Annotated in this window: 32 protein-coding genes and 1 pseudogene; 19 read left to right on the top strand and 14 right to left on the bottom strand. The window is 69.0% G+C overall.

Annotated features, from left to right (window positions below; genetic code table 11):
- The first annotated feature begins 1 nt into the window (after position 1).
- Complete coding sequence (locus AC1DMQ_RS20650; protein ID WP_477035429.1) at positions 2-1,012, top strand: DUF2125 domain-containing protein; 1,011 nt, start codon at positions 2-4, stop codon at positions 1,010-1,012.
- Positions 1,013-1,020: 8 nt separating this feature from the next.
- On the opposite strand, the gene AC1DMQ_RS20645 is transcribed toward AC1DMQ_RS20650, so the two are convergent.
- Positions 1,021-1,338, bottom strand: coding sequence for a HigA family addiction module antitoxin (locus AC1DMQ_RS20645; protein ID WP_477035428.1), 318 nt, complete (start codon positions 1,336-1,338; stop codon positions 1,021-1,023).
- A gap of 84 nt (positions 1,339-1,422) precedes the next feature.
- Positions 1,423-1,710 carry a type II toxin-antitoxin system RelE/ParE family toxin gene (locus tag AC1DMQ_RS20640; RefSeq protein WP_477035427.1) on the bottom strand — a complete coding sequence of 96 codons (288 nt, stop codon included), beginning with the start codon at positions 1,708-1,710 and terminating at the stop codon, positions 1,423-1,425.
- Positions 1,711-1,952: 242 nt separating this feature from the next.
- Between AC1DMQ_RS20640 and AC1DMQ_RS20635 the strand changes: the two genes are divergently transcribed.
- The 7 genes from AC1DMQ_RS20635 (at position 1,953) to AC1DMQ_RS20605 (ending at position 8,576) form a co-directional block, all read left to right on the top strand.
- Positions 1,953-2,753, top strand: a complete 801-nt coding sequence (locus AC1DMQ_RS20635; protein WP_477035426.1) for a chorismate mutase — start codon at positions 1,953-1,955, stop codon at positions 2,751-2,753.
- Positions 2,754-2,783: 30 nt separating this feature from the next.
- Positions 2,784-3,905, top strand: coding sequence for a histidinol-phosphate transaminase (gene hisC, locus AC1DMQ_RS20630; protein ID WP_477035425.1), 1,122 nt, complete (start codon positions 2,784-2,786; stop codon positions 3,903-3,905).
- Positions 3,902-4,846, top strand: coding sequence for a prephenate/arogenate dehydrogenase family protein (locus tag AC1DMQ_RS20625; RefSeq protein ID WP_477035424.1), 945 nt, complete (start codon positions 3,902-3,904; stop codon positions 4,844-4,846). The genes hisC and AC1DMQ_RS20625 overlap by 4 nt, the downstream gene beginning before the upstream one ends.
- Positions 4,847-4,849: 3 nt before the next feature.
- Positions 4,850-4,981: a hypothetical protein gene (locus AC1DMQ_RS20620; RefSeq protein WP_477035423.1), complete on the top strand. Its 132-nt coding sequence runs from the start codon at positions 4,850-4,852 to the stop codon at positions 4,979-4,981.
- A gap of 93 nt (positions 4,982-5,074) precedes the next feature.
- Positions 5,075-5,371, top strand: a complete 297-nt coding sequence (locus AC1DMQ_RS20615; protein WP_477035422.1) for an EF-hand domain-containing protein — start codon at positions 5,075-5,077, stop codon at positions 5,369-5,371.
- Between the two features lie 335 nt (positions 5,372-5,706).
- Positions 5,707-6,924, top strand: a complete 1,218-nt coding sequence (locus AC1DMQ_RS20610) for an RtcB family protein (protein WP_477035421.1) — start codon at positions 5,707-5,709, stop codon at positions 6,922-6,924.
- A 47-nt stretch (positions 6,925-6,971) separates the two neighbouring features.
- Positions 6,972-8,576 (top strand): hypothetical protein, encoded by a 1,605-nt coding sequence (locus AC1DMQ_RS20605; protein WP_477035420.1) that lies wholly within the window; start codon positions 6,972-6,974, stop codon positions 8,574-8,576.
- 49 nt (positions 8,577-8,625) lie between these two features.
- On the opposite strand, the gene AC1DMQ_RS20600 is transcribed toward AC1DMQ_RS20605, so the two are convergent.
- Positions 8,626-9,051 carry an RcnB family protein gene (locus AC1DMQ_RS20600; RefSeq protein ID WP_477035419.1) on the bottom strand — a complete coding sequence of 142 codons (426 nt, stop codon included), beginning with the start codon at positions 9,049-9,051 and terminating at the stop codon, positions 8,626-8,628.
- A 237-nt stretch (positions 9,052-9,288) separates the two neighbouring features.
- On the bottom strand, positions 9,289-9,597 hold the full coding sequence (locus AC1DMQ_RS20595; RefSeq protein ID WP_477035418.1) for a hypothetical protein: 309 nt from the start codon (positions 9,595-9,597) through the stop codon (positions 9,289-9,291).
- 117 nt (positions 9,598-9,714) lie between these two features.
- On the opposite strand from AC1DMQ_RS20595, the gene AC1DMQ_RS20590 reads away from it, so the two are divergent.
- The gene (locus tag AC1DMQ_RS20590) at positions 9,715-10,323 is read left to right on the top strand and encodes a LysE family translocator (protein WP_477035417.1); all 609 of its coding nucleotides are present in this window, start codon (positions 9,715-9,717) and stop codon (positions 10,321-10,323) included.
- Positions 10,324-10,330: 7 nt separating this feature from the next.
- Here AC1DMQ_RS20590 and AC1DMQ_RS20585 read toward each other — a convergent pair whose 3' ends face one another.
- On the bottom strand, positions 10,331-10,675 hold the full coding sequence (locus tag AC1DMQ_RS20585) for a copper-binding protein (protein WP_477035416.1): 345 nt from the start codon (positions 10,673-10,675) through the stop codon (positions 10,331-10,333).
- Positions 10,676-10,994: 319 nt separating this feature from the next.
- Here AC1DMQ_RS20585 and mdoH point away from each other — a divergent pair, with 319 nt between their 5' ends.
- Both mdoH and AC1DMQ_RS20575 read left to right on the top strand, forming a co-directional pair.
- Complete coding sequence (mdoH, locus tag AC1DMQ_RS20580) at positions 10,995-13,001, top strand: glucans biosynthesis glucosyltransferase MdoH (RefSeq protein ID WP_477035415.1); 2,007 nt, start codon at positions 10,995-10,997, stop codon at positions 12,999-13,001.
- 93 nt (positions 13,002-13,094) lie between these two features.
- On the top strand, positions 13,095-13,997 hold the full coding sequence (locus AC1DMQ_RS20575; RefSeq protein ID WP_477035414.1) for a cobalamin biosynthesis protein CbiG: 903 nt from the start codon (positions 13,095-13,097) through the stop codon (positions 13,995-13,997).
- Positions 13,998-14,003: 6 nt separating this feature from the next.
- Here the strand turns inward: AC1DMQ_RS20575 and AC1DMQ_RS20570 are convergent.
- Positions 14,004-14,120, bottom strand: a pseudogene (locus AC1DMQ_RS20570) (hypothetical protein); the annotation flags it as partial.
- Complete coding sequence (locus AC1DMQ_RS20565) at positions 14,119-15,495, bottom strand: MATE family efflux transporter (RefSeq protein WP_477035413.1); 1,377 nt, start codon at positions 15,493-15,495, stop codon at positions 14,119-14,121. The gene AC1DMQ_RS20565 and the pseudogene AC1DMQ_RS20570, both read right to left, overlap by 2 nt.
- A gap of 131 nt (positions 15,496-15,626) precedes the next feature.
- Between AC1DMQ_RS20565 and AC1DMQ_RS20560 the strand changes: the two genes are divergently transcribed.
- Entirely contained in the window at positions 15,627-16,637 is a 1,011-nt protein-coding gene (locus AC1DMQ_RS20560; protein ID WP_477035412.1) for an SDR family oxidoreductase, read from the top strand.
- Between the two features lie 268 nt (positions 16,638-16,905).
- Complete coding sequence (locus AC1DMQ_RS20555; protein WP_477035411.1) at positions 16,906-17,739, top strand: flagellin; 834 nt, start codon at positions 16,906-16,908, stop codon at positions 17,737-17,739.
- Here AC1DMQ_RS20555 and AC1DMQ_RS20550 read toward each other — a convergent pair.
- Positions 17,736-18,248 (bottom strand): hypothetical protein, encoded by a 513-nt coding sequence (locus AC1DMQ_RS20550; RefSeq protein ID WP_477035410.1) that lies wholly within the window; start codon positions 18,246-18,248, stop codon positions 17,736-17,738. The genes AC1DMQ_RS20555 and AC1DMQ_RS20550 overlap by 4 nt on opposite strands.
- A 135-nt stretch (positions 18,249-18,383) precedes the next feature.
- On the opposite strand from AC1DMQ_RS20550, the gene AC1DMQ_RS20545 reads away from it, so the two are divergent.
- The 4 genes from AC1DMQ_RS20545 to AC1DMQ_RS20530 are packed head-to-tail and all read left to right on the top strand — an operon-like array spanning position 18,384 to position 20,716.
- Positions 18,384-18,740 carry a DUF6152 family protein gene (locus tag AC1DMQ_RS20545; protein WP_477035409.1) on the top strand — a complete coding sequence of 119 codons (357 nt, stop codon included), beginning with the start codon at positions 18,384-18,386 and terminating at the stop codon, positions 18,738-18,740.
- The gene (locus AC1DMQ_RS20540) at positions 18,741-19,214 is read left to right on the top strand and encodes a hypothetical protein (RefSeq protein WP_477035408.1); all 474 of its coding nucleotides are present in this window, start codon (positions 18,741-18,743) and stop codon (positions 19,212-19,214) included.
- 60 nt (positions 19,215-19,274) lie between these two features.
- Positions 19,275-19,670 (top strand): VOC family protein, encoded by a 396-nt coding sequence (locus tag AC1DMQ_RS20535; protein WP_477035407.1) that lies wholly within the window; start codon positions 19,275-19,277, stop codon positions 19,668-19,670.
- Positions 19,671-19,672: 2 nt separating this feature from the next.
- Entirely contained in the window at positions 19,673-20,716 is a 1,044-nt protein-coding gene (locus tag AC1DMQ_RS20530) for a ThuA domain-containing protein (protein ID WP_477035406.1), read from the top strand.
- Positions 20,717-20,756: 40 nt separating this feature from the next.
- Here AC1DMQ_RS20530 and AC1DMQ_RS20525 read toward each other — a convergent pair whose 3' ends face one another.
- The 3 genes from AC1DMQ_RS20525 to AC1DMQ_RS20515 all read right to left on the bottom strand — a co-directional run bounded on the left by AC1DMQ_RS20525 (position 20,757) and on the right by AC1DMQ_RS20515 (position 22,162).
- Entirely contained in the window at positions 20,757-21,302 is a 546-nt protein-coding gene (locus tag AC1DMQ_RS20525; protein WP_477035405.1) for a DUF2239 family protein, read from the bottom strand.
- Positions 21,299-21,646: a GIY-YIG nuclease family protein gene (locus tag AC1DMQ_RS20520; protein WP_477035404.1), complete on the bottom strand. Its 348-nt coding sequence runs from the start codon at positions 21,644-21,646 to the stop codon at positions 21,299-21,301. The genes AC1DMQ_RS20525 and AC1DMQ_RS20520 overlap by 4 nt, the downstream gene beginning before the upstream one ends.
- A gap of 102 nt (positions 21,647-21,748) precedes the next feature.
- Positions 21,749-22,162, bottom strand: a complete 414-nt coding sequence (locus tag AC1DMQ_RS20515; protein ID WP_477035403.1) for a (2Fe-2S) ferredoxin domain-containing protein — start codon at positions 22,160-22,162, stop codon at positions 21,749-21,751.
- A gap of 102 nt (positions 22,163-22,264) precedes the next feature.
- Between AC1DMQ_RS20515 and AC1DMQ_RS20510 the strand changes: the two genes are divergently transcribed.
- On the top strand, positions 22,265-22,591 hold the full coding sequence (locus AC1DMQ_RS20510) for a hypothetical protein (RefSeq protein ID WP_477035402.1): 327 nt from the start codon (positions 22,265-22,267) through the stop codon (positions 22,589-22,591).
- A gap of 3 nt (positions 22,592-22,594) precedes the next feature.
- Here AC1DMQ_RS20510 and AC1DMQ_RS20505 read toward each other — a convergent pair whose 3' ends face one another.
- Genes AC1DMQ_RS20505 through AC1DMQ_RS20495 form a run of 3 tightly spaced genes read right to left on the bottom strand, consistent with a single transcriptional unit; the run spans position 22,595 to position 24,616 of the window.
- Positions 22,595-23,119 carry a hypothetical protein gene (locus AC1DMQ_RS20505; protein WP_477035401.1) on the bottom strand — a complete coding sequence of 175 codons (525 nt, stop codon included), beginning with the start codon at positions 23,117-23,119 and terminating at the stop codon, positions 22,595-22,597.
- Positions 23,119-23,565 carry an NUDIX domain-containing protein gene (locus AC1DMQ_RS20500; RefSeq protein WP_477035400.1) on the bottom strand — a complete coding sequence of 149 codons (447 nt, stop codon included), beginning with the start codon at positions 23,563-23,565 and terminating at the stop codon, positions 23,119-23,121. The genes AC1DMQ_RS20505 and AC1DMQ_RS20500 overlap by 1 nt, the downstream gene beginning before the upstream one ends.
- 4 nt (positions 23,566-23,569) lie before the next feature.
- Positions 23,570-24,616: a phospholipase C/P1 nuclease family protein gene (locus tag AC1DMQ_RS20495; RefSeq protein WP_477035399.1), complete on the bottom strand. Its 1,047-nt coding sequence runs from the start codon at positions 24,614-24,616 to the stop codon at positions 23,570-23,572.
- A 352-nt stretch (positions 24,617-24,968) separates the two neighbouring features.
- On the opposite strand from AC1DMQ_RS20495, the gene AC1DMQ_RS20490 reads away from it, so the two are divergent.
- Positions 24,969-25,463, top strand: coding sequence for a 3D domain-containing protein (locus AC1DMQ_RS20490; protein WP_477035398.1), 495 nt, complete (start codon positions 24,969-24,971; stop codon positions 25,461-25,463).
- Positions 25,464-25,538 lie beyond the last annotated feature (75 nt).

Genomic DNA, 25,538 nt, shown 5'->3' with positions numbered 1-25,538 from the left:
CATGACCCATAACGCCGCCGCCCAGTCCCGCAAGCCCCGGCGTCGCGGTCTGCTGGCCCCTTTCGTCATCCTGGCCATCGTCGCCATCGGATGGAGCATCGGCTGGCTGTGGTTGCGCGGCCAGGCCGAGCAGCGGATGGACGCCACCGCCCTGTCCCTGAAATCGCGCGGCTACGACATGTCGTGGGAAAGCCGGACGTTCAGCGGCTACCCGTTCCGCATGGACGTCAAGCTGGTCAACGCCCGGGTCGCCGAGCCCTCGGGCTGGGCCCTGCGGGCGCCGGAACTGAACGGCGAGGCCAACGCCTACGACATCGGCCATTGGGTGGTCGTCGCGCCCCAGGGCGTGGTCATGACCCGGCCGATCAACGGCGACGTGGCCATCACGGGCCAGGCCCTGCGCGCCAGCTTCGCCGGCTTCGACCAGTATCCGCCGCGAATCTCGGTCGAGGGCGCGAACCTGGTCTTCACCCCGGTCGCCGGCGCCGCGCCGTTCCCGCTGCTGTCGACGGCGGGCCTGCAACTGCACGTTCGCCCCGGTCCCGACGACCAGGGCGCGATCTTCTTCGAGGCCAAGGGCGCCAAGGCCCGGTTCACCGGCCTGCTGGGCCGCATCGCCGCCGACCGCACCGCCGACCTGATCTGGGATTCCAAGGTCAGCAAGATCAGCGCCCTGCACGGGACCAGCTGGTCCGACGCGGTCAACGATTGGTCCGACGCCGGCGGCACCCTGACTGTCCAGCAGGGCAAGCTGAACGCCGGCGAGGCGCTGTTGGAAGCCAAGTCCGGGGCGCTGACGGTGGACGACGACGGCCGCCTGCGCGGCGCGCTGGACGTCACGGTCCGCGAGATCCCGACGCCCGGCCAAACGCTGAAGAGCCCTGAAGCCGCCGCAGCGGCGGTGGCCCAGGCCCTGGGCCGCGACCCGACCCTGTCGGCCACCCTGAAGTTCGAGAACGGCCGCACGCGGCTCGGCCTGTTCGACACGGGCCCGGCGCCGCGGGTGTACTAACTCGGCTGCTAAGCTGCCGCCTCGATCGGTTCGATCGTGGCTATGTCGTCCGTCAGCGTCCGCTTAGCCATCTCCAGATCGTAGCGGGTCTGGAGATTGAGCCAGAACTGCGCAGTGGCGCCGAACAGCTTTTCCAGGCGCAGCGCCGTATCGACGGTCACCGGTGTCTGGCCGCGCACCAGCTTCTCGATACGTGGCCGTGCGATGTGCAGACGCGTCGCCGTCTTTCCCGGCGAAAGGCCGAACGGCCTGATGAACTCCTCCAGCAGAATCTCGCCCGGATGAACCGGGGCGAGAGGATCTGCGGAGTCGGCGATGTTGGTCATCGCAATCTCCCTGGTCCCAGCGGCATAGGCCGCAACACTCGCGGCCTTATGCCGCTCGGTAGCCCAGAGGTTTCTCGAACCTCACTAGTGATAATCGACAAACTCCACGTCGGCCGGGCCAGCCTCGGTCCACCTGAACACCAGACGAAACTGGTCGTTCACACGGATTGAATGCTGTCCCGCCCGATCGCCCGAAAGCGCCTCCAGACGGTTGCCCGGATGAACGCGGAGATCGTCCAGAACGGTCGCCGCTTGCAGCATCTCCAGTTTCCGCTTGGCCGGACGCAGTAGGTCGGAAGGGAAACCCTTGCCGGGATTGACCCCGTCAAAGATCGCCTTCGCCCGCTCGTCCCTGAAGCTGTGGATCGCCATTCGCGTCGTCCGCCCCTGGACGCAAAACGTATCATGGCGCGACACAGAATTCAAGCAAGACGTATCGCGTCGCGACACACAACCGTCACTAGCGACACCGAGAGCATCGAAAACGCCACGGACTCGTGCATCCATTGTGCGTGACCAAGGTTCTCCGAGCGCAAGTTTATTCCCAGGAACGCGCCCTATTGCGCCTCCGGCGGCAAAGTCTATGGTCCGGCCTCCAATTTCGGGGATAAATCATGGGTAGCGACGCAGGCGACGCGACGCCTTCGCTGGATGAGGTCCGATGGCGTATCGACGCCATCGACGGTGAGCTTCTGGCTCTGCTGGACGAGCGGGCCGGCCTGGCGCGCGCCGTGGCGGCGGCCAAGCAGGCGGCCGGCGACACCGGCTTTGGCCTGCGCCCCGGCCGCGAGGCCCTGATCGTCCGCAAGCTGCTGGCCGCCCCCCGCACCGCCGCCAGCGACGCCCTGGTCATCCGCATCTGGCGCGAGCTGATGTCCGACAGCCTGACCCGCCAGGGCCCTTATCACCTGACCGTCTGGGGCGGCCCCAATCCCGCCCGCGCCGTTGAACTGACCCGCCTGCGCTTCGGCGTCGCGCCGCCGATGACCGTGGTCGCCACCGACAAGGACGCCCTGGCCGCCGCCAAGACCCCGTGGGGCGTCAGCGTCCTGGCCCTGGCCCCGGACAGCGCCTGGTGGGGCCGTCTGCTGGCCGAGCCGAAGCTGAAGATCTTCGCCGCCCTGCCCTGCCTGGAAAGCTGGGGGCCCCAGGTGGCGTTCGCCGTGGCCGAGGTCGAGGTCGAGCCCACCGGCGGCGACCAGACCTTCTGGGTCACCGACAGCCCCAAGGGCGCGGGCGTGATCATCGACGCCCTGTCCACCGACGGCGTGGCGGCGGAGCTGGTCGCCGAGGCCGGCGGGCTGAAGCTGTTCTCGCTGCTGGGCTTCTACCAGGCCGGCGACGAGCGCCTGGCTCGCGCCCCCGGTTCCCTTACGGGCGTCATCGGGGCTGCGCCGACACCCTTCGACGTGTAAGAAGACCGCCTTCGCCTGCCGAGTTTCCAGATGACCGCTCCGACCACCGACCGCTTCGCCGCGCCGCGCCCCACGCCCAAGCCGGGCATCCTCGACATCGCCGCCTATGTGGGCGGCAAGTCGAAGATCGAGGGCGTCGCCCATCCGGTGAAGCTGTCGAGCAACGAGAACATCCTGGGCAGCAGCGACAAGGCCAAGGCCGCCTATCGCGACGCGGTCGACCGGATGCACATGTATCCCGACGGCAAGGGCGCGGCCCTGCGCGCCGCCCTGGCCGCCCACTACCGCCTGGAAGTCGAGCGCATCACCCTGGGCGACGGCTCGGACGAGATCTTCGCCCTGCTGAACCAGGTCTATCTGGAGCCGGGCGACAATATCGTCCAGGGCGAGCACGGCTTCGCCGCCTACGCCATTGGCGCGCGCGCCTGCCAGGGCGAGGTCCGCTTCGCCAAGGAGCCGGGCCAGCGCGTCGACGTCGACGAGATCGTCAAGTGCGTCGACGAGCGCACCCGCCTGGTGTTCATCGCCAACCCCGCCAACCCCACCGGCACCTGGCTGACGGGCGAGGAGATCCGCGCCCTGCACGCGGCCCTGCCGCCGTCGGTGGTGCTGGTGCTGGACGGCGCCTATGCCGAGTTCTGCACCGATCCGCGCTTCGAGGACGGGCTGGACCTGGCCCGCACGGCCGAGAACGTCATCGTCACGCGCACCTTCTCCAAGCTGCACGGCCTGGCCGCCCTGCGCGTGGGCTGGGCGTATGGACCGGCCGGGATCATCGATCCTCTGGAGCGCATCCGCCCGCCGTTCAACACCTCGATCCCGGCCCAGGACGCGGCCATCGCCGCCCTGGCCGACATCGAGTTCCAGCAGCGCTCGGTCGCCCTGGTCGAGCAGTGGCGCGCCTGGCTGACCCAGCAGGTCGGCGGCCTGGGCCTGGAGGTCACGCCCTCGGCCGCCAATTTCGTGCTGATCAACTTCCCGGTCACGCCCGGCAAGACCGCCCCGGAGGCCGAGGCGTTCCTGGCGTCGAAGGGCTATCTGGTCCGCGCCGTGGCCAACTACAACCTGCCCAACGCCATCCGCGTCACCGTGGGCCTGGAAGAGCACAACCGCGCCGTGGTCGAGCTCCTGCGCGAGTTCGTGACCCGATGAGCCATCCCGGTATCCTCTATCCGAAGATGACCGTGATCGGCTGCGGCCTGATCGGCGGCTCGATCATCCGCGCGGCCCGCGCCCATGGCGTGGTGGGCGAAATCACCGTGGCCGACGCCAGCGCCAGCCATCGGGCCCGCGTCGTCGAACTGGGCATCGCCGACCATGTGACCGACGACATCGCCGACGCGGTCAAGGACGCCGACCTGGTGGTGATCGCCACTCCGGTGCTGTCGACGCCAGAGATCGTCGCGGCCCTGGCCCCGCACATGAAGCCCGGCGCCACCCTGACCGACGTCGGCTCGACCAAGGCCAACGTCGCCGAGGCCTTCCGGGCCCATGCCGAGGCCCTGGCCCAGGTGTTCCTCATCCCCGGCCACCCGATCGCCGGCACCGAACAGTCGGGCCCCGACGCCGGCTTCGCCGAGCTGTTCGAGAACCGCTGGACGATCCTGACGCCCTTCGAAAGCGACGACGAGCACTACGCCGCCGCCGTCGCCAAGCTGTCGGCCTTCTGGCGCGCCTTCGGGGCCCAGGTCGAGCTGATGGAGGAAAAGCACCACGACCTGGTGCTGGCCGTCGTCAGCCACCTGCCCCACCTGATCGCCTACACGATCGTCGGCAGCGCGGCCGACCTGGAGAACGTCACCGAGAGCGAGGTGATCAAGTTCTCGGCCTCGGGCTTCCGCGACTTCACCCGCATCGCCGCCAGCGATCCGACCATGTGGCGCGACATCTTCGTGGCCAACAAGGACGCGGTGCTGGAGATGCTGGGCCGGTTCACCGAGGACCTGCAGGCCATGAGCCGCGCCATCCGCTGGGGCGACGCCGACACCCTGCACGCCCACTTCACCCGCACCCGCGCCATCCGCCGCGGCATCGTGGCGGCCGGCCAGGAAAGCGCCGAACCGAACTTCGGCCGGGATCGCGGGAAGCACTAGGGCGTGAGCTGGAAACAGGTGCTCGGGCTGTCGGTCTCGGCGCTGGTTCTGGCGTTGCTGGCCTATGGCCTGCTCTTCGCCGAGCCGCGCTGGATCGAGATCAAGATCGAGCGCGCGGGCAGCGTGACCCTTTAGGCGGCCGACCGCCGCAAGGGCGCCGCGGGCCGTAATACCGCCGCAACATGCCGCGCTGATGGTCGCCCAAGGGACACGCCAAAAGGAAACCTCATGCGCCGCAAGATCGCCGCCCTCGCCCTCGCAACCCTCACCACCCTGGCCGCCGGCTCGGCCCTGGCCCAGATGCCGTCGCCCGAGAAGATCCACAAGGCCTGGGACAAGAACGCCGACGGCGGGATCGACAAGGCCGAATGGGTCGCCGCGGGCCGCAAGGAAGAACGCTTCGCCAAGGCCGACGCCGATGGCGACGGAAAGATCACCCTGGACGAGCTGAAGACGGGCATGTCGAGGATGAAGGCCCGCCCGTCGCAGGGCGACGCGCCGCAGACGCCGCCGGCTGACCACTGAGGGTCACATCAGGCGTGGCTTTTAGGCCACGCTTCGCACAACCTTAACACTGCCCCCTTCCCAGCCTTGGACGAACGCTGTAATCGGCCGCCTCCCGTAAGGAAGAGACCCGTGGCGCACAAAGCCCAGACCTATTCGCCCGCACTCAATCTGTTGGACCGTCAGGTCGAACGGATGGGCGTGCGCGCGTCGGTAGGGGGTCCGGTCTAGGGTTCATCTGAACTCGGGATGTTCGTAGGAGCCCCTCCTGGCCTGGCCGGAGGGGTTTCTTCGTTTTGTGCGGGAAGTTCTCCGACCAAGTCGCCAGGAGGGGCGGTTTGGAAAAGGAGAAGCCCATGAGCGGCTTCACACACATCGAAAGCGACGGCGCGCCGATCAAGGCGTGGACTCAAGGCGTGCCCATCGAGGACTCCGCCCTCAAGCAGCTGCGCAACGTCGCCGCCCTGCCCTTCATCCACAAGCACGTGGCGGTGATGCCCGACGTGCACTGGGGGATGGGCGCGACGGTCGGCTCGGTGATCCCCACCAAGGGGGCGATCATCCCGGCCGCCGTGGGCGTCGACATCGGCTGCGGCATGATGGCGGTGCGCACCTCGATCCGCGCCGAGCACCTGCCCGACAACCTGTTCGGCGTCCGCTCGGACATCGAGGCGGCGGTGCCGCACGGCCGGACCGACAACGGCGGGCGCAACGACAAGGGCGCCTGGCAGGTCGAGCCTCCGGCGGCCGCGGCCGAGAAGTGGGCGGGCCTGAAGGCCGGCTACGACGACGTCGTGGCCCGGCATCCGAAGGCGGCCCACCCGCGCGGCTTCGGCCACCTGGGCACGCTGGGCACCGGCAACCACTTCGTCGAGCTCTGCATCGACGAGGCCGGCGACGTCTGGGTGATGCTGCACTCGGGCTCGCGGGGCGTCGGCAACCGGTTCGGGACCTACTTCATCGAGCGGGCCAAGTACGAGATGCGGCGCTGGTACATCAACCTGCCCGACGAGGACCTGGCCTACTTCGCCGAAGGCAGCGAGGGCTTCATCGACTACGTGCGGGCCGTGTCCTGGGCGCAGAAGTACGCCCTGGCCAACCGCGAGGTGATGATGGAGCAGGTGCTGTCGGTGCTGAAGCGGACCTTCCCCGACCTCGTGACCACGGAGCATGCGGTGAACTGCCACCACAACTACGTGTCGCGGGAAAAGCACTTCGGCAAGGACGTGTTCCTCACCCGCAAGGGGGCGGTCTCGGCCAAGGACGGAGAGCTGGGGATCATCCCGGGTTCGATGGGCGCCAAGTCGTTCATCGTGCGCGGCCGAGGCAACCCGGACTCGTTCTGCACGTGCTCGCACGGGGCCGGACGGGCGATGAGCCGGAACGAGGCCAAGCGGCGGTTCACGATCGCCGACCACGTGGCCGCCACCGCCGGCGTCGAGTGCCGAAAGGACGCCGACGTGATCGACGAAACGCCGATGGCCTACAAGGACATCGAGGCCGTCATGGCCGCCCAGAGCGACCTGGTGGACATCGTCCACACGCTGCGCCAGGTCGTTTGCGTGAAGGGCTAGAAGATCGCCGGGCGCGAAAGCGTCCGGCGATCGATTGGGGAAAGCGAATGCCGATCATCAATCCGTTTGCCCGGCGCCGGGCCGCGCCGACCTTCGACGCCCTGCCCGCCCCATGGCCGGCGGACGCCTCGAGCCTCTACGACCAGATCACTTCGGCGATGGGCGTCCAGAAGGTCGACCAGGAGCTGGAGCTGGACGCGCATCAATCCGGTGAGCCCGAAGACCTTCAGTGGGCGGCCGGGATCAAGGACGCCCTGTTTGGCGAGCCTGATCGTTCGACGAAGCAGATTTCGGCGCGAACCCTGCTGGCCGCGCTGGGAAGGCTGGTGCGCAAGCCCGGCGCGGACGCCTTCGCGCATCTGCACGGCTTGATGGCCGACGCCGACGTGCTGGGCGTGATCGACGGCTTTCTGCCTCAGGTGATCCAGACCAAGCTGGACCCTGTCGCCGTGGCCGCTGTCGCCCGACGCATCGCGCGCCAGTCGCCTGACCTGTCGGCCGTCAAGCTGGCCATCGGCCTGCTGGGCGTGACGTCCCGCGCCGTCGATCGCGACCTGGTGCTTCATCTCGGCCGCTACGAGGAGCTGACGCTGTTCAGCGCCGTGGCCATGTCGCACATGCTGCCCGATGCGGCCGCTTCAGAGCAGGCGATCTGGGCCCTGGCCCAATCGACCCATGGCTGGGGCAGGATCCAAGCGGTGCGACGGTTGCGCGATATCCAGGACCCCGACCTTCGGCGATGGCTGCTGGAGGAGGGCTACAGCAACACCATCATGACCGAGGAAATCGCCTACGCCTGCGCGATCGAGGGCCGACTGCTCGACGCCTTGCAAGCGCCCGCGCCCAGCGAAGCTCTCCTGAACGGAGCCGGCGCGCTGCTCGACGCTCTGATCGAAGGCGGCCCCGCCGAAGACATGGACGACTACGCCCACGGCGCCGAGGCGACGCGGCTCTATGTCGAGCATGTCGCCGCCCTGCCCTCGACGGACTTGCGTCGTTTTCTGCAAGTGCGGACGATCCAGGGCTTCGAGGCGGGGATCGAAGGCGACAAAGCTGCGTGGACGGCCGCGCGACGCTGGGCGATCCGCACCCATGCGGCGGCCTTTCTTGCCCGGCCACAGTGGCGGGAGTTGGCGGAAGCGGGACTTCTGAACGAAGACCGGCAGGACTTCTGGCCGGCGGCCGAGGTCGCGAAAGCGTTGGGGCTGGATGTCTGGCCGCATTACCTGCGTCGCCAGCGCGATCTGCGCTCCGACGAATGGTACTTCCTGATGCGGACCGACGACCCCGTACGTGTGCAGGAGGTTCTCGCCCTGGCCCACGAGCAACTCGATCTGGATCGGGTTGGATCAGGGCCGGGAATGGCGATGGGCCTGGGAAGAGACTACGCCGACGACAGCGCGCTCGATTTCATCCTGCAGGACCTGAGGCGCTTTCCGGGAATGGGCTGGCCGTTGGTCGAGGTGGGTTTGCGGGGGCGGACGATCCGGGCTCGCAACATGGCCCACCGCGCCCTGGACGCCTGGGATCGCACCCAATGGCCCGAGCAGGCGATCTTCGTCCTGAAGACCGCCTTGACCAAGGAGCCCGATCAGGAGGTCGCCCAGCGCATTCGGGCGCTGATCGACGGCCGCGTCCTGAACTGGGACTGAGAACAGCAAGGCGCCGTCCGGTCGAGACCGGGCGGCGTTTTGCGTTGGCCTATTGGAACAGCTGGAAGATCACCGAGCTGATGACGCCGGTGGCGACGGCCGCCAGGACCACGTCGTTGTTGACCCGGACGTACTGGTAGCCGCGCGGCGGAGCGCCCAGGCCGTAGTGGCGGTAGTCGACTTGATAGGCCCGGCCGCGATAGTTGGCCGGCAGCTTGTCGCCGCGATGCCATTGGCGCGCCTGGTAGCCGCGCGGCGGCTGGTAGCGGCCGGGGGCCTTGTAGCGCTTGCTGGCGTGACGCTCGTACTGATTGTCGCCGGGGCGCTGGTCATGGCGATCGTTGTCGTGGCGACCACGGTCGTTGTAGCCCTGCTGCTGGTGTTGGTCAGGACGTTGCGGGCCGGGCTGGGCGCTGGCGACGCCGGCCGAAGCCACGATGGACAGCGCGATCGCGGCGGTCAGGATCTTCTTCATGGCTCGTGTCTCCTTGCCAGCGGACCGCCATGTTCGGCGATCTCGTCCTGACGTGTCTGTTATGGACGGAGCCGCTTGAGCCTCGACTGAACGGTGGGCATGGCGAAGGTTCATCGGAGCGACACCGCGCGACCGCAATCGCGTGATGCGGTGACGAAAGCGGGGCGCATTGATTGCGGCCCCGCTCTCAAAGTTGCGTTTCGGAAATGATCGGCCGCGACAGGGCGGCCGGCGGCGTCAGGTGATGTGCTTGGCGCTGGGCGGATCGCTAGCCGGGAAGCTTTCTTCCAGGCTCTCGTCGATCAGCGCTTCCTGACGATCCTCGGCCGCCTCGAGATGTTCGGCCAGCTGGTCGTGCTTTTCCCCCTCGGGCGGAGGTTCGACGGACCGGCTGGTCGGGGTGTTCTCGGTCTGGAAGGCCTCCTTGACGTCGGTCTCGGAGACGCGGTCCTCGGGATGGCCGGGCTGGCCCAGGTCCTGGGCCTGGGAGAAGTCGCCCAGCACGCCGGGGCGCGAGCCGTCTTGCGGCGCGGTGTTGTCAGCCATTTTGAATGTCCTTGGGTTGGACCCGATCAACGGCTCCGCCTGACCCGGCGTTCCATGGCGCAGCTCTCGAAAATCATATAAGGATATCTTTATATGATTTTCGACCGAGCCCTCCCGATGCTTCTCGACCTAGCCAATCTCGCCCTGTTCACCGTCGCGGCCATCGTCCTGCTGGGCTCGCCGGGACCGGGCATCGCCGCCCTGATCTCGGTGGGACGCCACAAGGGCTTCATCGGCGGCCTGAGGTTCTATGGCGGCCTGCAGGCGGGCCTGGCGGTCGCGGCGGCCGTTTCCGCGGCCGGCCTGTTCTCGGCCGTCCAGGCCCTGCCGTTCGCCCAGCGCGCCCTGGCGATCGTCGCCACGGCCTATCTGCTGTTCCTGGCCTGGAAGATCGCGACCGCTCCGGTCGGCGATCACGAGGCGGCCAAGACCTCCGACCTCGCCGAGACGGCGCTGGGCGGCGCGCTGCTGGGCGTCACCAACCCCAAGGCCTATATCGCCTTCGCCTCGCTGATGGCCGCCTATCCCATCGTCCGCCAGCGCCCGCCCCTCGACCTGGGGATCAAGTGGGGGATCTGCGTGATCGTGATGGTGGTTGTCGACCTGGCCTGGCTGGGGCTGGGCGTCGCGGTCGGCAAGGCGCGGCTGTCGCCTCGCGCGGAGCGGGCGATGAACTGGATCATGGGCGGTCTGATCCTGGCGACCGCCCTGCTGGCGTTCGTCTAGCTAGGCGTCAGCGGGTCTTCAGCTCGGTCAGTTCCCAAGCGTCGCCGACCTTGTGGAACTTGAACGCCACGCGCGCGCCGGGCGTCACCGGCGCCTCGGCCAGGATGTCGCCATAGGCCTGGAACGCGGTGCGGCCGGCCACCAGCCCCGCCCCGCTCGCGCCCTCGTGATCGAGCGTTACCAGCTGGCCGTCGAGGGCGGCGATCACGCCCGTCGAATCGTATTCCGGACCCGTCGGAAGCACCGCGGGGGCCGCCACAGAAGCCTCGGACGTGGTTTTCGCCGGCTTGCCMGGTCCACAGGCAGCGAGCGCACCAATTAGGAAAAATGCCGATATTGTTTTGATTTTCATCGTCTTAGCAAAATTCACGAGTCAACGGATCGATCCGAACACGTCACTCATACAAGGTTTTTTGCCGCAGGTGCGAAAAGCGCGGCGATTGTGGTAGCGATTTTGTGATCGAAGTTTTACTCTAAGACCTGCCGGCGGCTCTCCACGCCGGTCGTCGAGATAACGCCAGACCTGCCCAGCCGAGCACGCCGATCCTAGCGGACACGATCCCTAGCGACCCTGGCGCGCCCCGTGAAGCCGACCTCGCGCCTCTCGAAAGCTCTGCGGAGAGGCCCGGCCTCGGAACACCCGAACCGGACAGCCCGAGACGATGGACCTGATGAGCGAACGCGGCGCCTTCTTCGATCTGACCTCCTCGCGGAGCGTCGCCTACGACACGGTGATCTCCACGAGCGATCGGGTCGAGATCCCCGTCGACGCGCCCCTGGCCATGCCGGTCCAGCCGCTGGCTTTCTGGCAGGGCGACGCCAAGCCGGTCGCCACGGCGAAAGAGAACCTGGTCCTGCGCCGCTGGGGCGTGTTCATCGCCACCGCGATCATGGGCTTCGCCGGCTGGAAGGCCACCTACGACACCATCGCCCTGGGCGGCGTGACGCGCCTGGAAGCCGTCTGCATCACCCTGCTGGCCCCGCTGTTCCTGGCCCTGGCCCTGTGGTTCTGCACCGCCGTGGTCGGCTTCGTCGTGCTGCTGGGCAAGCCCAAGGATCCGCTTGGCATCGACGACAGCGCCTCCTCGCCCATGCCCAAGCCCAAGGCCCGCACGGCCATCCTGATGCCGGTGCACAACGAGGACGCCGCCGAGGTGTTCGCCCGCCTGCGCGCCATGGACGCCTCGATCGCCGAGACCGGCAATAGCCGCGCCTTCGACATCTTCATCCTCAGCGACACCCGCGACGCCGCCGTGGCCCTGGCCGAACAGGCCTGCTTCGCCCGCTTCCGCCGCGAGGCCAACAGCCACGTCTTCTATCGCAAGCGCACCCAGAACACGGGCCGCAAGGCCGGCAACGTCGCCGACTGGGTCGCCCGCTGGGGCGGCGACTACGAGCACATGCTCATCCTGGACGCCGACAGCCTGATGACCGGCGAGGCCATGGTGCGCCTGGCCGACGCCATGGAGCGTCACCCGCGCGTGGGCCTGATCCAGACCATGCCGATGATCATCAACGGCCAGACGATCTTCGCCCGCACCCTGCAGTTCGCCACGCGCCTGTACGGCCGCGTCGCGTGGACCGGCCTGGCCTGGTGGTCGGGTTCGGAAAGCAGCTTCTGGGGCCACAACGCCATCGTGCGCACCCGCGCCTTCGCCGAGACCTGCGGCCTGCCCAGCCTGGACGGCCCCAAGCCGTTCGGCGGCGAGGTGATGAGCCACGACGCCCTGGAGAGCGCCCTGCTGCGCCGCGGCGGCTGGGGCGTGCACCTGGCCCCCTATCTGGGCGGCTCGTACGAAGAGAGCCCCTCCAACCTGCTGGACTTCGCCACCCGCGACCGTCGCTGGTGCCGGGGCAACGTGCAGCACATCCCGCTGATTGGCCTGCCCGGCCTGCACTGGATGAGCCGCCTGCACCTGGTGATCGGCGTGCTCAGCTACGTGCTGTCGCCCCTGTGGTTCGTGGCCCTGTCGGCCGGCATCATCTCGCGCATGCTGATGCCCGAGCTGAAGAAAGCCGCCTTCACCATGGCCGACCTGCAAGCCGCGGCCCACGCCCTGATCGACTGGCGCGAGATCCAGGCCACCGCCTGGGCGATGATCATCACCTTCGTGCTGCTGTTCGGCCCCAAGATCCTGGGCTCGATCCTGGTCTTCTCGCGCGCCAACGAGATCAAGGGCTTCGGCGGCCGTCGCCGGATCATGGCCGGCCTGGGCGTCGAGATGCTGCTCTCGGCCCTGGTCGCCCCGATGCTGATGTTCACCCAGACCCGCGCCCTGGTCGAGATCCTGGCCGGCAAGGTCGGCGGCTGGGCCACCCAGCGCCGCGACGCCGACAAGGTCACCGGCAAGGAAGCCTTCGCCGCCATGGGCTGGATCAGCGTCACCGGCCTGGTCCTGGCCGTCGCCTTCTGGTTCACGCCCGACCTGCTGACCGCCACCCTGCCGATCCTGGCCGGCCTGATCCTGGCCGTGCCGCTGACCATGCTGGGCGCCCACAAGATCGCCGGCCTGGGCGTCAAGTCGAACGGCCTGTTCATGACCCCGGAAGAGCGCCGCCCGCCGGCCATCGTCCGCGCTGCCCTGGGCCCGGCCTGCGAGCCGCCCGTCCGCTGGTTCAGCCGCCAGCCGGCTCCGGCCCTGGTCGCCGAACAGGCGGCGGAACGGAACGCGGCCTGAACGCTTAGGCATTCAGAAGCCCCATAGCGTCTGGCCCCCCGCCTCCGGCCGGAGTAGAAGCGCGCTTCGTTCAATCCTAACGGAGCGTCCGCCGTGTCGCGCCTCTTCAGCGCCTATGTGATCGTCGACTGGAGCGCGGCGGCCAAGCCGACCACGGGCGCCGACTCCGTGTGGATCGGCGTGATGAAGCGCGACGTGCGTTTCCGGCTGACCTTCGAAAGCTTCAACCCGCCGACGCGGCAGGAAGCCGAGGCCAAGCTGGCCACGATCCTGGACGACCTGAAGAAGCGCAACGAGCGGGCCCTGGTCGGTTTCGACTTCCCGCTGGGCTTCCCGCGCGGCTTCTCGCAGGCCCTGGCGCTGAAGGGCGACCATCCCTGGCGCGCGGTCTGGGACCAGCTGGCCAAGATGGTCAAGGACAAGGCCGACAACACCAACAACCGCTTCGGCGTCGGCTCGGAGCTGAACCGCCGGCTGACCGGCGGGCCGTTCCCGTTCTGGGGCGTGCCGCCCAAGGACACCCTGACGACCCTGCAGCCCAAGAAGACCCGCGAGCACGGGCCCGACGACCTGCCGGAGTTCCGCCACGCGGACTTGGCGGCCAAGGGCGCGGCCTCGATCTGGAAGCTCTACTACAACGGCTCGGTCGGCGGTCAGGCGATCGTCGGCATCCCGGCCGCGCGCCGGCTGAGGGACGCCCGCGGCGACGCCGCCAAGGTCTGGCCGTTCGAGACCGGCTTCAAGGCCCTGAACGAGGCCGACCTAGAGGGCGTGCAGGTGGTGATCGCCGAGGTCTATCCCTCGCTGGTCAAGGCCATCCCCGCCCCCGGCGAGGTCAAGGACGCCGCCCAGGTGCGCGCCCTGGCCGAACACTTCGCCAAGCTGGACGAGGCCGGCAAGCTGGCCGCCCTGTTCGGACCACCGAAGGGCCTTGCGGAGGACGTCGTCGCCGAGGCGGAGACCGAAGAGGGCTGGATCCTGGGGGCGTCGGCCTAGGCTGAAACGCACTGCGTCCTTCGAGGCCCGCTGCGCGGGTGCCTCAGGATGAGGAGCGTTGTTGCTGATTTCCTCATCCTGAGGTGCGAGGCGAAGCCGAGCCTCGAAGGACGCACAACGCTCACCGCTCCCGCACGTCCAGCATCCGGTACCGTCCCAGCAGGAACGCCGCGGCGATGAAGCTGGTGATGATCACCGACACCACGATGCCGTTGACGCCCATCTTCATCGGCAGGGCCAGCCACCAGGCCAGGGGGCCCATGATCAGGGCGTAGCTGATCATGTGGGTGACGGCCGGCACCCAGACGTCGCCCCGCGCCCGCAGCGCCTGGGCGCAGACCACCTGCACGGCGTCGGGCACCAGGAACAGGCTGGTCAGCACCAGGGCCGGCGCGATCAGGGCCAGGGCCGCTGGGTCGCTGGTATAGGCCCCGCCCACCAGGTGGCGCAGCGGCGCGAGCAGCACGGCCACCAGCAGGGCGAAGACGGCTGTGACGCCGAAGGCGATCCAGCCGGCGCGGCTCATGCCCGCCGGATCGCGCGCGCCGTGGGCCCGGCCCACCTGCACGGCCGTGGCGGTGGACAGGCCCAGCGGGACCATGAAGATCACCGCCGCCACGTTCAGCACCACCGCCCAGGCCGCGACGTTCAGCCCGCCCAGCCAGCCGGCGATCAGGCTCATGCCCGCGAAGGCCGAGACCTCGAACAGGTTGGACGTCCCGGCCCCATAGCCGACCCGGCGCTGCTCCTTGGACGCGGCGAGGTCGCGGGCGGGCTTGTCGAACACGCCCATGGCCCGGGCGTCCTTCAGGCGCACGATCACCACCGCCAGCATCAGGGCGAAGACGCTGCGGGCCACGAAGGTCGCCCAGGCCGCGCCCACCGCGCCCAGGGCCGGCAGGCCGAACGTCCCCGGCACCAGCAGCAGGTTGACGGCCAGGTTCACGAGGTTGGCCACCCACATGTTCACCGTGACCAGGCCGGGTCGTCCCAGTCCCTCGAGCCAGAAGCTCAGCGCGACGCTGATCGCGTAGGGCGTCATCGACAGCGAGAAGACGATCAGCGGCGCGGTCGCGCCGTCGGCCAGGGCCTTCTCGATGCCGGCATGGTGCAGCAGCGGCGGGGCGGCCAGGACCAGCAGGACCGAGCCGGCCAGGCCCAGCCAGAAGGCGTAGACCGCGCCCCGGCGCAGCACGGCGCCGGCCTCGTGCAGCCGCCCCGCGCCCAGGGCGCGCGAGCCCATCACCTGGGTCCCGACCAGCAGGCCCACCGTCACCGTCACGAACACCGAGGTCGGCGCCCAGGCCATGGCGTGGAAGCCCAGCTGCTGGGCCGAGTAGTGGCCGACCACGATGGCGTCGGTCAGGCCCATGACCATGATGCCCAGGCGCGACAGCACCACCGGCCCGGCCAGGCGCAGCAGTTCGATCAGATCGGAGACAATGACGCCGTGCGGCTTCCCGGAGCGGGGAGCCGGCGCGGCCGCGGGACGCGACATCGGATAGGCCTTTCAAAGAGGCCGGGAAGGTGACCGAAGCTCACGCCTTGGGCAACCCCGGTTCCTGCGGTGAGGCTTGGAACATAGGGACGGTCCACCGGTTTCGCCGTCTCCAGCTTAGGGAGCCAGCCATGTCCGACATCGAGACCCCGCAGTTCGAACCCGCCGCCGACCGCGCCGCCCAGGCCGAGCGCGACATCCAGGCCCCGCTGGACGCCAAGGAGAAGCGGTCGTTCAAGGAGGGCGGCGAGGAGAAGGAAAAGCCCGCCATGCAGGCCGGCGCCCGCCCCTACCCCGCGCCCCCCTTCCCCGAGCAGCACCAGGTCAAGCCGGGGATCGAGGCCAAGCTGGATCCGGCCCCGATGTACGACGCGCCGTTCTACAAGGGCTCGGGCAAGCTGGAGGGCAAGGTCGCGCTGATCACCGGCGCCGACAGCGGCATCGGCCGGGCCGTGGCGGTGCTGTTCGCCCGCGAAGGCGCCGACGTCGCCATCGGCTATCTCGACGAGGAAGAGGACGCCGACCTGACCCGCATGGCGGTCGAGCAGGAAGGCCGCCGCGCCATCCTACTGCCCGGAGACGTGGCCGACCCGGCCTACGCCAAGGCCGCCGTCGAGCAGACGGTCAAGGCGCTGGGCAAGCTGGACATCCTGGTCAACAACGCCGCCTTCCAGGAGCATGTGCTGGACTTCGAGGACCTGACCGTCGAGCACTTCGACCGCACGCTGAAGACCAATCTCTACGGCTATTTCCACATGGCCCAGGCGGCGGTGAAGGTGATCCCGCCCGGCGGGGCGATCATCAACACCGGCTCGGTCACCGGCCTGCTCGGCAACAAGGACCTGCTGGACTATTCCCTGACCAAGGGCGGCATCCACGCCTTCACCCGCTCGCTGGCCACCCACCTGATCGACAAGGGCATCCGGGTCAACGCCGTGGCTCCGGGTCCGGTCTGGACGCCCCTGAACCCGGCCGACAAGCTGGGGCCGCAGGTCGCCCAGTTCGGCGCCAAGACCCCGATGAAGCGCCCTGCCCAGCCCGAAGAGATCGCGCCGGCCTACGTGTTCCTCGCCTCGCCCMAGACGTCCAGCTACATCACCGGCGAGGTGCTGCCGATCATCGGCGGGTACAACGGGGGTTAGGCGGCGGGACTAGGCCCTCCCCCTGTGGGGGAGGCGGTCGCGCAGCGACCGGTGGGGGGAGTGGTCGGAACCGTCCGGCGCGGTCAATCGCCCCAAACACTCCCCTCCCCGTCGGCTTCGCCGACACCCCTCTCACAGGGAGGGGGACTTGCTGGCCCACCGCCCTTAACCTCGACTGCTAATGAACGGCTAAGCCTGCCCGTCTACAGTGCCCTCCAGGCGCAAAACGCGCCCTCGGCCTCGTGGCCGAACCTGGAACCGGTCGTCGATGGCGCTGAACAGCATCAACACCAATGTCGGGGCGATGATCGCCCTGCAATCGCTGAACGCGATCAACCGCGACCTGTCCGACACCCTGCGCCACATCGCCACCGGCCTGGCGATCTCCAGCCCCAAGGACAATCCGGCCATCTGGGCCATCGCCCAGAACCAGCGCTCGGAATCCCGCTCGCTGGACGCCGTGCGCGCCTCGCTGCAGCGCGGCCAGTCGGTCACCGACGTCGCCCTGGCGGCCGGCGAGACGGTCACCGACCTGCTGGGCCAGATGAAGGAAAAGATGCTGGCGGCCTCGGACACCAGCCTCTCGACCGCCAGCCGCAGGGCCCTGAACGACGACTACCTGAACCTGAAGCGCCAGATCGACCGCACCGTGGGCGCCGCCGACTTCAACGGCGTCAACCCGATCTCGTCGGGCAGCGCGGGCCAGATCCGCGCCCTGGCCAACGCGAACGCCACCGACACCATCGACGTCGACCACGTGGACCTGTCGACCACCGGCTCGGCGCTTTCGGGAATGCGCGCCGACCTCCTGGGCGCGCCGATCAGCGCCGCCGAGATCAAGGCGATGAGCGGCGCGATCGACAACGTCACTTCGGCCCTGTCCAGCCTGGGCACCTGGTCCTACGCCCTGGAGACCCACCTCAGCTTCATCGACAAGCTGCAGGACACGCTGGACGCCTCGGTCGGCCGGCTGGTCGACGCCGACATGGCCAAGGAGGCCACCAAGCTCCAGGCCCTGCAGATCAAGCAGCAGCTGGCGATCAAGTCGCTGAGCATCGCCAATTCCGGGCCCAGCTACCTGCTGAAGCTGTTCGGCGGCTAGTGCGGCCAGGCCTCGGTGAGGACCTTGGCCTTCCCGCCCTTCCAGCTGACCTCCAGGGCCGGCGCCTTGGGCTGCCCCTCGGCGAACAGCTCGTAGATCACCTGGCCGTCGTCCTCGGTGCTCTCGATCACCCGCACGGGCGCGATCTTGGGGACGGCCTTGACGGCGGCGTCGCGCACCGGCTGGGGCGTGGCGGTCCAGGCGATGTCGCGCTGGGTCTCGACGATCTTCCAGGTTTCCCCGGTCTGCAGCAGGTCGAACTCGATCTCCGCCCCGTCCGGCAGCACGCCCTCGACGTCGTAGTAGCGACGGTCGGCGCGCTCCTTGAACTCGGCCTCCTTGATCTTCAGCCCGGGCGCGGCGGCGGTGACCACGGCGACCACCGCCGGCGGCAGGTCCGCGGCGGCGACGGGGGTGACCTTGGTCTCGGGGACCTGGGCCGCGACGGCTCCGGCGGCCAGGGCGAGGGTCAGCGCGAAGGCCGGAGCGAGGGTTGAACGCGGGAACACGGCGGTTTCCTCCAGGACGTGGTCGTCTGCGACCCCAGTATGCCCCAACAGAAGGCGGAAAGATTGCACCCGACGCGGTCTTGACCTCAAATCCTCGGCGGGCGGGCGCTGACGATGCACGAAGGAGCTGTTCCGATGACGCTGCACAAAAGCCTGGCGAGCGCGGTCGCCCTCGCCGTCCTGATCCCCGGCGCGGCCCTGGCCCACCACGGCTGGAGTTCCTACGACGCCGAGAAGACCCTGACGGTCACCGGCCCGCTGACCGACGTCGCCTGGCGCAACCCGCACGGCGAGGCCAAGATCAAGTACGACGGCAAGACCTGGGCCGTGGTGCTGGCGCCGGTCGCCCGCATGGAGGCGCGCGGCCTGACCCAGGCGATGATCTCGAACGGCAAGCCGGTCAAGCTGGTGGGCTATCCGCGCAAGGACGGCGTGGCCGAGATGCGCATCGAGCGGGTCACGGTCGACGGCAAGACGGTCGAGCTGCGCTAGGTGGAGGCCCTGGCCGCCGCTCTCGAGGCCTCGCCGCTCGGGGCCTGGGCGCGCGGCTCGAACCTGGCCTATCCGGTGGCGAACCTGGTCCATCTGCTGGGCCTGGTGATGCTGATCGGCGGCATCGGGGTGCTGGACCTGCGCCTGGTCGGAGCGTTTCGCCGATTGCCGGTCGAGACCCTGTGGCGCTGCCTGCTGCCGTTGGCCGTCGCGGGCGTGCTGCTGCTGGTCCCGGCCGGTTTCGTGATGTTCGCCGCCGACGCCTCCAGCCTGATCGTCTCGACGGTGTTTCGCTGGAAGATCGCCCTGATCGTCGTCGCCCTGGCCAACGCCGGCGCCTATCACCTGCTGTGGCGGCGGCGCCTGGCGCTGTGGGACGTCGATCCGCCGGTGGGCGGGCGGATCATGGCCGCCGGCTCGCTGAGCCTGTGGCTGCTGGTCGCCGCCCTGGGCCGCTGGATCGCCTACACCTGACCAGCCTGCCTGACACGTCGCATCGGCGTGCTAAGCAAGGGCGTCACCGAGTGAGTCCCCATGGCCCAGCACCTCGCCCTCCTGTCCCTGCTCGTCCGCGACTATGACGAGGCCCTGGCCTTCTATGTCGGCAAGCTGGGATTCTCCCTGGTGGAGGACAGCGAGCTGGGCGGCGGCAAGCGTTGGGTGGTGGTCGCGCCGGGCGCGGCCGGCACGCGGTTTCTGCTGGCCAAGGCCAGCGACGACCAGCAGAAGGCGATGATCGGCGGCCAGGGCGGCGGCCGGGTCTGGCTGTTCCTGCACACCGACGCCTTCGAGGCCGACCACGCCCGCTTCAGCGCCGCCGGGGTGAAGTTCCTCGAAGAGCCCCGTCACGAGGCCTATGGCAGCGTGGTCGTGTTCGAAGACCTCTACGGCAACCGCTGGGACCTGCTGCAACCCAAGACCAAGGCCTGATCATGCGTCGCGTCGTCGCCCTCCTGCTGGTCGCCTTCGCGGCCCTGTTCGCCCTGCCCGCCCTCGCCAAGCCGGCCGCCCCGCTGCGGGTGCTCTATCTGGACCAGTCGGTCGGCTGGAAGCACGCCCCGGTCGCCCGCCCCGAAGGCGGCGGCCTCGCCCCGTCGGAAATCGCGATCCAGGCCATTGGCCAGGAGAGCGGCGTCTTCACCGCCGAGGTCACCCAGGACGCCCGCGAGATCACGCCGGAGCGGCTGGCGAATGTCGACGTGCTGATGTTCTACACCACCGGCGCCCTGCCCCTCTCGCCCGAGGCCTGGACCGTGGTCCAGCAGCGGGTGGCGGCCGGCCAGCTGGGCTTTGTCGGCGTCCACAGCGCCACCGACACCGGCTGGCCCTATGACGGCCCCGGCGAGACCTACACCCAGTTCATCAACGGCCATTTCGCCGGTCACCCCTGGACCCAGGGCACGCCGATCCGCATCGAGACCCTGGACGCGGACCTGCCGCTGGTCGGCATGTGGCCGGTCAGCTTCGACTACGCCGAGGAGATCTACCAGCACAGCGACTACGACCCGTCGAAGGTGCGGGTGCTGCAGACCCTGGACTTCGCCGGCACGCCGCTGAAGCGCCCCTACGCCGTGCCGATCGCCTGGGCGCGCCAGATCGGCCAGGGCCGGCTGTTCTTCACCAACCTGGGCCACACGCCCTCGACCTGGGACGATCCCCGCTTCCGCGCGCAGATTATCGAGGCCGTGAAGTGGACGGGCGGCCGCACGGCGGGACGCGCGACGCCCGACCCGCTGCGCCAGTTCCTGTGGCAGCTGAAGGCCCTGCTGGCCTACGAGCCCGTCGCCGGCCGCGACGACAAGGCGATCATCGGCCGGCTGCTGAAGATGGACCCAGTGTGGCAGACCGCGACGGCCAAACGCATCGCCGACCTGCGCGCGGTCTATCCGAAAAAGCCCGACAGCGACCGCGCCCCGTTCGACGCGGCCTACAAGGCGGTGCTGGCGGACGTGCTGGCCAAGGGCGGGGCGAAGTAGTTCCGCGATAGGAGAACCCTTTCCTGGCGGGAAAGGGGTTTCAGAACGCCTCGGCCGCCAGCGCCCGCAAATGCTCGGCGATGTCGGCCGGCCATTCCGCGATCTTCGCTGAAAAGCCCTCGGCGTCTCCCGCGAACAACGCCCGGCTCATGTCTTCGAAGCCCGGACGATCGCCGGCCATGACCGAGGCGAAGCGATAGGCCGTGTCGCGGGCGGCGCGGCGGCGGTCGGGTCCCTCGCTCTCGCGACGGGCGGCCTCGACCAGCTTGCGCAGGGCGACCGACGCTCCGCCGGGCTGGGCGGCCAGCCATTCCCAGTGCCGGGGCAGCAGGGTCACCTCGCGCGCCGTGACGCCCAGCTTGGGACGCCCGCGGCCGCGCGGGGCGGCGTCGCCTTCGCCCAGGCGCAGAGCGATGTCCCACGGTCCGCCGCGTAGATCGAAATCCACCTGACGCCCCTCGGGGTCGAAGATCAGCAGCGAGGCTTCGGGCGCCTCGGCCAGCCTGGCCTGGGCGGCGACCGCCACGTCCAGCTTGGGGCCTGCCGCGATCCGCCACTCGCCCTCGAACACGACATAACCGCTCATCGCCGCAGTCCTTCGGCATGCAGGGTCGTGCGCCAGTGCTCGCGGCGCTCGACCAGCAGCGAGGCCCGGCCCAACCGCTCCAGCCCCTTGTCGTCGAGGACTTCCAGCACCTCGAAGCCGAAGGCCGCCTCGCCGTGGGCGTTCCAGGCCTGCTGCAGGGTCGGACTGGTGTGGCCGCCGGTCCGCAGGGCGAACCAGACGCCGTTCTGGCGGGTCGACAGGTCGGGCGTGCCGCCGATCCAGACCTCGCCGGTCGTGGCGCAGCGGACGGCGTAAATCCCCGCCTGGACCTCGCGCTCCTTGTAGTCGCGCACCAAGGCGCGTCGGTTGTTCGTAGTTTCCATGAACGGCTTTTTACCCGGGTATTTTGCGGAGTCAATATTACCCGGATATATTTCAAATCCTCTCCCCGCGGGGAGGTGTCGGCGCGGCCGACGGAGGGGGAGTTATACGGGCTCGACCAAGCGTAGGGCCGGCGCTTCACCATTCCCCCCACCGGCGCTTCGCGCCGCCTCCCCCACGGGGGGAGGACCATCCAGCGCCAAGCCCAACCGATCAGTCACCGCCCGGGTCGAGGCGCCGCGTGGCACCACCACCCAGTCGCCCGGATTCGAGGCTCGGACCGCCACCACCGCGTTCTTGGGGCAGACGTCGAAGCAGCCTACTTCGATCACCGCGACCGCGGCCTTGCGGCCCTTGCCGCCGCCCTTGGCCTTGACCAACTTGCGCAGGACCTTGGCCAGCTTCTCGTCGCCGTCCTCGCCAAAGCCGCCGTCCAGCTTCTTCGAGCATTTGCGGCAGACCAGGACCACCTCGGTCCAGTCGGAACGGGCGCGCTTGAACGGCTTGTCGTGGCTCACGGGGTCCTGCCTTTGCTGGAGTTCCGCACATGGGACGAAAGCCGCCGATGGCAAGGTCTTGCCAAAGACGCTAGAGACCCCGGTTCCACCCAGGAGGCCCCCATGGCTCGCAATCTCAAGGGCAAGCTGGTCGCCCCGGCTCCAGACCCCGTCGCCCAGGCCGACATCGCCTGGTTCGAGGCGCACGAGGGCCGGACGTTCCGCCTGCGCGATCCCGCGCCGCTGGAGTTCAAGGACCCGCTGGGCGATCCCGGCGACGGGTTCAGCTGGCGCGTTCTGGTGGCCAAGCTGGCCGACGGCGGCCGCCTGCGCCTGCCGGTCTCCCTGGCCTGGGACCTGCACAACGACCACGCCAAGGACGCGCACCTGAAGATGATCTTCGACCAGGTCGCGCCGGACAAGGCCAAGGCGCTGCTGGCGAAGGGCTGACGCCTAGAGCTTGCCGCAGCCGTACAGCAGCACCTGCACCACCTTGGTCGCCCGAGGCAGGCGCGACAGATGGGCGGTCGTCCAGGCCTCGGTGGTGTCCGCCTCGGTCGGCGTGTAGCTGAGCCTGAAGCTCATCCCGCACTGGCTCGAGGTGAAGACGTACAGGTCTCCCTCGCCGACATCGCCGACCAGATCGGGTTGGCGCAGCAGGTCCGAGATCGAGGTTCCGACGCCCAGGCCGGTGTCCGTGCGCAGGGTCGGCGTATCGATCGTGACGCTCCAGACCCGGCCCTCGTCGATGACCGCCTCGACGACGGCGTCGGCGAACTTCACCTTCAACATCCGGGTCGGAACGTCCTCCCGCCCCAGCTCGACCTTGTCGGAGACGACGCGGCAGACCTGCTTGACCGCATCCGCCGGCGCCCCGATCCGCAAGCCGCCGACACCGTCGCCGCCGAGCGTGGGATGGGCGGGACCGCAGCCGCCGCCGCCCGGGGTGACAAGCAAGGCGGCGAGCAGCGCGAGCATCATCCCCGCCGCAGCCACGCCGCCACGGCCCAGGCGTGGGCGTCGTGGCGCAGGGCCACAACCGCGTCGCGCGGGTCCAGCCAGACCAGGGTATGGTCGTCCTCGACCTTCAACTCGGGCCGTTCGCCGGTGACCCGGACGACATAGATCCCGCCGTTGTTGCACACCGGCTGGCCGTCGGACTTCAGGAACGGCTGGCTGACCTCGATCACCCGCGTCCCGACCTCGACGGCCAGGCCGGTCTCCTCGCCGAACTCGCGAATGAGCGCGGCGTGCTCGTCCTCGTCGCCGTCCACCGCCCCGCCCGGCAGGTCGAAATACGGCGGCCGGTCGGGCTTGCGCACCTCGACCAGGGCGATCGTCCCGTTGGCGCCCTCGGCGATGCCGAAGGCGGCCCAGCGGTGCTTGTACTCCAGGCCCGGCTGGGGCGGGTCGAACGCCTGCACGGGATCAGTCCTTGCCGTACAGGTCGTTCCAGGGATCGGCCTTGCCCGAGACGATGTCGTCGACGGTGATCTCCGGACGATAGCCGATCTTGCCCGTGGCGCTGGCGTTCCAGGCCTGGACGACCATGTCGCGCAGCTCGGTCGCCCCGGCCGCCAGGCGGGCGTCGACGAAGGCCTTGGCGCGCGGATCGGTGGCGACCAGGCCGCCTTCCTTCTCCAGCTTGTACAGCGGCTCGACGAAGGTGACCGTGGTGCTGAGATAGGCCACCGTCCGCGCCTCGATCGTGCAGCCGCAGTCCTTGTAGGCCGGCACCAACGCCTTGACGTCGGCGTCGGTGGCCACCGCCTTGACCAGCGGGCCCTCGAAGCTGCCGTGGGTGGCCTTGCTCTGGGTGTAGCCGTTCGGGTTGGGGTAATCGCCCCAGCCGTTGTAGTGCACGCTCAAGTGCAGCGGCTGGCTGGCGTCGCCGACATAGTGGGCCCAGACACCCAGGTCGCGGACCAGCAGGTCCTCGCGCCGCTTCAGGTCGGCGACGTAATAGGCCTTCTTGGTCTTGTCCTTCTCGGACACCGAGACCGCCTTGAGGATGCGCCAGTAGGTGAAGTCCTTCACCAGCTGCTGATAGCCGTCGATGATCGAATACGGCAGGTAGCCGGCGTTCCAGCTGTCGTGGCCCACCGCGGCCAGGGCCTTTTCGTAGTCAGCCCGGGTGGGCGGCAGGGTTTCCACCGTGAACTTCGGGCCGCCGTACATCAGGCCCTGGTCGTCGACGTCCAGGAAGTGGGCGGCGTCGCGGTCGGTGTCGTGGATCTTGCCCGAGCCCTTCCAGCGATCCGGCTCGCGGGCGTACTCGCCGATCGCGGCCACCGCTTGCGGCGTGCGCAGGAAGGCCGGCAGGTCGCTGGGGAAGCTTTGGGCGGCGACCACCCCGACCATGCGGTGCCCGGAAGCGCCCCAGGCGAAGGCCGAGCTCGCGGGGGCGGCCAGGGCGGCGACCAGGGCGGCGCCGGCGAACAGGCGACCAAGTGAGGGGCGAATAGACGGCTTCATGCGCGCTCCAACGATCTGGCGGCTCCGACAATCGCCGCGACTCACCGACCCTCGGACCCTGCCCAGGATGTGTGCATCGCCACAAAAGCCGTGGACGACTCCGGTTTATGCCACCCGGGCGACGACCGCCAGACCGCACCGCGCGAGCCGTGAAGCGGCAGCATGCAATCCCTTGCCAGGCGGGGGATAGCGCGCCTCCGGGAACCAAATGACGCTTCAAACGATGGCGCCGAACGCCGCCGTTAAGGATGCAGCGCGGCATCCGGTCGCCCGCAAGTGGGTTGTCACGGCCCCGTGATCTTAGTAATCAGGCCGCCGACCGACACTCTACGCCGATAAGAGGAACCCCTCGATGCGACGCACGTTTGCGGGATTTCTGGCCGTCGCGGCCATGTCCATCGCCCTCCCCGCCCTGGCCGCCGACAGCGCTCCCGCGCGCAGCGACCCGCTTGGCGACCTGATCACCGGCGCCCTGACGGGCACCATGCCGGGCTCGGTCGAATACAAGATGAAGGCGACGCTCTACCACGCCGGCGCCAAGGGCATCCGCGCCCTCGACAGCCTGGGCTGCAAGGTCGTGGCCATGCGCACCCTGGCCGTCGACAAGACCGTGATCCCGCGCCGCACCGTGGTGTTCATCAAGGAAACCGTCGGCCTGCCGATGCCGAACGGCGAAAAGCACGACGGCTACTGGTACGCCTCCGACGTCGGCGGCGCTATCAAGGGCAACAAGCTGGACCTGTTCAGCGGCGAAGGCCGCTCGTCGATGAAGCCCCTGATGCCCCTCAACCTGGCCACCCTGTCGGTGACCAAGGTCGGCGAATTCAAGGGCTGCCCGCCGGAATAGGCAGGTCGAGGCCGGGGACATCCCGATGCCTCGCGCGGTTGCGCTGGGCCGTGGGACGATCCTGTAGCCCACTTC

The organism is Caulobacter sp. 05L422 (genome assembly GCF_056397765.1).
This window is presented reverse-complemented; position numbering and strand designations above follow the sequence as displayed.

Bases quoted from the DNA above. Each gene is read 5' to 3' on its own strand.
- AC1DMQ_RS20650 (WP_477035429.1), top strand. From the start codon at position 2: ATGACCCATAACGCCGCCGCCCAGTCCCGCAAGCCCCGGCGTCGCGGT.
- AC1DMQ_RS20645 (WP_477035428.1), bottom strand. From the start codon at position 1,338: ATGACCAACATCGCCGACTCCGCAGATCCTCTCGCCCCGGTTCATCCG.
- AC1DMQ_RS20640 (WP_477035427.1), bottom strand. From the start codon at position 1,710: ATGGCGATCCACAGCTTCAGGGACGAGCGGGCGAAGGCGATCTTTGAC.
- AC1DMQ_RS20635 (WP_477035426.1), top strand. From the start codon at position 1,953: ATGGGTAGCGACGCAGGCGACGCGACGCCTTCGCTGGATGAGGTCCGA.
- hisC (WP_477035425.1), top strand. From the start codon at position 2,784: ATGACCGCTCCGACCACCGACCGCTTCGCCGCGCCGCGCCCCACGCCC.
- AC1DMQ_RS20625 (WP_477035424.1), top strand. From the start codon at position 3,902: ATGAGCCATCCCGGTATCCTCTATCCGAAGATGACCGTGATCGGCTGC.
- AC1DMQ_RS20615 (WP_477035422.1), top strand. From the start codon at position 5,075: ATGCGCCGCAAGATCGCCGCCCTCGCCCTCGCAACCCTCACCACCCTG.
- AC1DMQ_RS20610 (WP_477035421.1), top strand. From the start codon at position 5,707: ATGAGCGGCTTCACACACATCGAAAGCGACGGCGCGCCGATCAAGGCG.
- AC1DMQ_RS20605 (WP_477035420.1), top strand. From the start codon at position 6,972: ATGCCGATCATCAATCCGTTTGCCCGGCGCCGGGCCGCGCCGACCTTC.
- AC1DMQ_RS20600 (WP_477035419.1), bottom strand. From the start codon at position 9,051: ATGAAGAAGATCCTGACCGCCGCGATCGCGCTGTCCATCGTGGCTTCG.
- AC1DMQ_RS20595 (WP_477035418.1), bottom strand. From the start codon at position 9,597: ATGGCTGACAACACCGCGCCGCAAGACGGCTCGCGCCCCGGCGTGCTG.
- AC1DMQ_RS20590 (WP_477035417.1), top strand. From the start codon at position 9,715: ATGCTTCTCGACCTAGCCAATCTCGCCCTGTTCACCGTCGCGGCCATC.
- mdoH (WP_477035415.1), top strand. From the start codon at position 10,995: ATGAGCGAACGCGGCGCCTTCTTCGATCTGACCTCCTCGCGGAGCGTC.
- AC1DMQ_RS20565 (WP_477035413.1), bottom strand. From the start codon at position 15,495: ATGTCGCGTCCCGCGGCCGCGCCGGCTCCCCGCTCCGGGAAGCCGCAC.
- AC1DMQ_RS20555 (WP_477035411.1), top strand. From the start codon at position 16,906: ATGGCGCTGAACAGCATCAACACCAATGTCGGGGCGATGATCGCCCTG.
- AC1DMQ_RS20545 (WP_477035409.1), top strand. From the start codon at position 18,384: ATGACGCTGCACAAAAGCCTGGCGAGCGCGGTCGCCCTCGCCGTCCTG.
- AC1DMQ_RS20535 (WP_477035407.1), top strand. From the start codon at position 19,275: ATGGCCCAGCACCTCGCCCTCCTGTCCCTGCTCGTCCGCGACTATGAC.
- AC1DMQ_RS20530 (WP_477035406.1), top strand. From the start codon at position 19,673: ATGCGTCGCGTCGTCGCCCTCCTGCTGGTCGCCTTCGCGGCCCTGTTC.
- AC1DMQ_RS20525 (WP_477035405.1), bottom strand. From the start codon at position 21,302: ATGAGCGGTTATGTCGTGTTCGAGGGCGAGTGGCGGATCGCGGCAGGC.
- AC1DMQ_RS20520 (WP_477035404.1), bottom strand. From the start codon at position 21,646: ATGGAAACTACGAACAACCGACGCGCCTTGGTGCGCGACTACAAGGAG.
- AC1DMQ_RS20510 (WP_477035402.1), top strand. From the start codon at position 22,265: ATGGCTCGCAATCTCAAGGGCAAGCTGGTCGCCCCGGCTCCAGACCCC.
- AC1DMQ_RS20505 (WP_477035401.1), bottom strand. From the start codon at position 23,119: ATGCTCGCGCTGCTCGCCGCCTTGCTTGTCACCCCGGGCGGCGGCGGC.
- AC1DMQ_RS20495 (WP_477035399.1), bottom strand. From the start codon at position 24,616: ATGAAGCCGTCTATTCGCCCCTCACTTGGTCGCCTGTTCGCCGGCGCC.
- AC1DMQ_RS20490 (WP_477035398.1), top strand. From the start codon at position 24,969: ATGCGACGCACGTTTGCGGGATTTCTGGCCGTCGCGGCCATGTCCATC.